The sequence below is a fragment of the Klebsiella sp. 2019SCSN059 genome (genome assembly GCF_021739525.1).
GTDB lineage: Bacteria > Pseudomonadota > Gammaproteobacteria > Enterobacterales > Enterobacteriaceae > Klebsiella > Klebsiella quasipneumoniae.
Genome location: NZ_JAKKOM010000084.1, coordinates 1 through 3,264, shown reverse-complemented (window position 1 = coordinate 3,264; position 3,264 = coordinate 1). Strand labels below are relative to the sequence as shown.

Here is a 3,264-nt window from a genome sequence, read left to right as displayed (position 1 = left end):
TGGAACGGGTGGGCATGGATTGCAGGCGCTGCCCTCTACTTGCTCTGCCTGCCGGCGCTGCGTCGCGGGCTTTGGAGCGGCGCAGGGCAACGAGCCGATCGCTGATCGTGGAAACGATAGGCCTATGCCATGCGGGTCAAGGCGACTTCCGGCAAGCTATACGCGCCCTAGGAGTGCGGTTGGAACGTTGGCCCAGCCAGATACTCCCGATCACGAGCAGGACGCCGATGATTTGAAGCGCACTCAGCGTCTGATCCAAGAACAACCATCCTAGCAACACGGCGGTCCCCGGGCTGAGAAAGCCCAGTAAGGAAACAACTGTAGGTTCGAGTCGCGAGATCCCCCGGAACCAAAGGAAGTAGGTTAAACCCGCTCCGATCAGGCCGAGCCACGCCAGGCCGAGAACATTGGTTCCTGTAGGCATCGGGATTGGCGGATCAAACACTAAAGCTACTGGAACGAGCAGAAGTCCTCCGGCCGCCAGTTGCCAGGCGGTAAAGGTGAGCAGAGGCACGGGAGGTTGCCACTTGCGGGTCAGCACGGTTCCGAACGCCATGGAAACCGCCCCCGCCAGGCCCGCTGCGACGCCGACAGGATCTAGCGCTGCGTTTGGTGTCAACACCAACAGCGCCACGCCCGCAGTTCCGCAAATAGCCCCCAGGACCGCCATCAATCGTATCGGGCTACCTAGCAGAGCGGCAGAGATGAACACGACCATCAGCGGCTGCACAGCGCCTACCGTCGCCGCGACCCCGCCCGGCAGGCGGTAGACCGAAATAAACAACAAGCTCCAGAATAGCGAAATATTAAGTGCGCCGAGGATGAAGATGCGCATCCACCAGATTCCCGTTGGAATCTGTCGGACGATCATCACGAGCAATAAACCCGCCGGCAACGCCCGCAGCATCGCGACCGTCATCGGTGAGAAGTTCGGCAGGTATTGGGTGGTGACAATGTAGGTGCTGCCCCAAATGGGGTCGTTTGCGGGAGGGGGCGGAATCCTACGCTAAGGCTTTGGCCAGCGATATTCTCCGGTGAGATTGATGTGTTCCCATCCGAGCGGCGAAACATGGGCCAAGAGATCGGGCGATAGCAGCTTTCCATCGCGTTTCTGGTTTGCAACGACCTCGCCGAGCTTCATGGTGTTCCAGAAGATGATGATGGCGGCGAGCAGATTCATGCCGGCGATGCGGTAATGCTGGCCTTCGGCGGAACGGTCGCGGATTTCACCGCGGCGGTGGAAGCTGATTGCCCGCTTCAGCGCATGATGAGCTTCGCCTTTGTTGAGCCCGATCTGGGCACGCCGTTGGAGTTCGGCATCCAGAATCCAGTCGATCATGAACAGGGTGCGCTCGACGCGACCGACTTCCCGCAGGGCTGTCGCGAGCTCGTTCTGCCGCGGATAGGAGGCGAGTTTCCGCAGAATCTGGCTTGGCGCGACGGTCCCGGCAGCAATGGTGGCGGCGATGCGCAGGGTGTCGGGCCAATTGCGCTCGATCATGGCTTGGTTGACCTTTCCGCCGATCAACGCTCGCAGGTGCGCCGGGGCGGCCGACGGATTGAACGCGTAGAGCCGTTTGGATGGCAGGTCGCGGATGCGCGGAGCGAACCGGTAGCCGAGAATGGCACATGCGGCAAAGACGTGATCGGTGAAGCCGCCCGTGTCGGTGAACTGCTCGCGGATATGGCGTCCAGCATCGTTCATCAGCAGGCCATCGAGGATGTAAGGCGCTTCGCTTGCCGTTGCAGGAATCACCTGGGTTGCGAACGGCGCATATTGGTCGGAGACGTGGCTATAGGCTTTCAGGCCCGGGGTATTGCCATATTTCGCGTTGACCAGGTTCATGGCCTCACCTTGCTCTGTAGCGACGAAGAACTGTCCGTCGCTCGAAGCCGACGTGCCCATGCCCCAGAACCGGGCCATGGGTAACGCTGCCTGTGCCTCGACCACCATGGCCAGCGCCCGGTCATAGGCTTCGCCCTCGACATGCCACCGTCCAATGCGGATCAATTCCCAGAAGGTGTGGGTGTTTGTCGCATCCGCCATTTTGCGCAAGCCGAGGTTGATCCCTTCCGCCAAGATAACGTTCATTAGCCCGATCCGGTCAGCGCAGGGTGCTCCTGTGCGCAGATGGGTGAACGCTTCGGTGAAGCCGGTCGCCGCATCCACCTCCAGCAGGAGATCGGTGATGCGCGTGGGCGGGATCTGCTTGTAGAGATCGAGCACCAGATCTTCGGCGCCTGTCGGCGCGGCGGCTTCGAGTTTCTCGATATGCAGAACGCCGTTTTCAATCGACCCGCCCGGGATCGTGCCTGCGCGAGCGGCACGGCCAAGCTCGCGCAACCGCATGTCGAGGCGAGCTTGCCGGTCTGCCAGCCATTCCTCCGGCCGCAATGGCACAGCGAGACGACCGCCTTCCGCGATGGCTTGTGCCGGAACGAGTGCGTGTTTCAGATCGCCATAGCGCCGGGACCTAGTAAGCCAGACATCTCCGGAGCGGAACGCATCGCGCAGATGGAACAGCACCGCGATCTCCCATAGGCGAGCGTCGCCAGCCCTCTGGGCCCGAAGGTGGCGATGCCATTTCGAGCTGGGCCGCAAGAAGCTGGTCATCGCGGCATCGTTCAAACCGGTACGAAGGGCCGTCACCGCTTCCAGAAGCGGCAGTGCAACGGGCGCAGCTCGCAGATCGAGCAGGCGCAACATGCGTGGAGCGTATCGGCGGAAGCGGTGATAACCGTCGAGCACATGGTTGAGCGGATCGTCGGCCATGGTGGCGGTGAGCCTGGTTGCCATTGCAACAAGGGTTTTGAAGCCGTCCCACCCTGATCCGCTCGCGATGACGTCGCCCAGCGGCTGGCCATCATCCTGTGCATCGACCAGGGCGCCCCCGATCTCGGCGAAGGATTTCAGGGTGTCACGCACCACCCCCGCTTCGTCTGCGACCTTTGCATGGCAAATACGCTCCGAAGCACGGTAGAGACGGCCGACGATCCGGTCGTGGGTTTCGACCACTGCGTCGGCCAACATCGCCTGCCATTCCGAGACGCAAACAGCCAAGATCGCAAGCCGCCTGTCCTCCGGGAGATCGCGCATGCCGTCGGCATAATACCGTTCACCCTGCCTGCGCAGACGAGTCACCCGATGGGCAGGAACGCCGGCAAGCAGATCCTCGGGGAGATCGACGCGTTGCAGATATTCGAGCCGGTCGAGCAGCCGGTTGGCCGACGAAGAGTTCGAGCCAGGCTCGAACTGGCGCAGCC

General features: G+C 61.9%; 3 protein-coding genes. 1 reads left to right on the top strand and 2 read right to left on the bottom strand.

Going from position 1 to position 3,264, the window contains the following annotated elements:
- Positions 1-105 (top strand): TCR/Tet family MFS transporter (locus tag L2I46_RS29565; protein WP_136858590.1); only part of this gene is annotated, 105 nt, incomplete at its 5' end.
- Between the two features lie 31 nt (positions 106-136).
- Here the strand turns inward: L2I46_RS29565 and L2I46_RS28800 are convergent.
- Both L2I46_RS28800 and L2I46_RS28795 read right to left on the bottom strand, forming a co-directional pair.
- A complete protein-coding gene (locus tag L2I46_RS28800; protein ID WP_222826763.1) occupies positions 137-1,000 on the bottom strand; it encodes an EamA family transporter in 864 nt (287 codons plus the stop codon).
- A gap of 6 nt (positions 1,001-1,006) precedes the next feature.
- A partial coding sequence (locus tag L2I46_RS28795) for a Tn3 family transposase (protein ID WP_236948413.1) occupies positions 1,007-3,264 on the bottom strand: 2,258 nt, incomplete at its 5' end.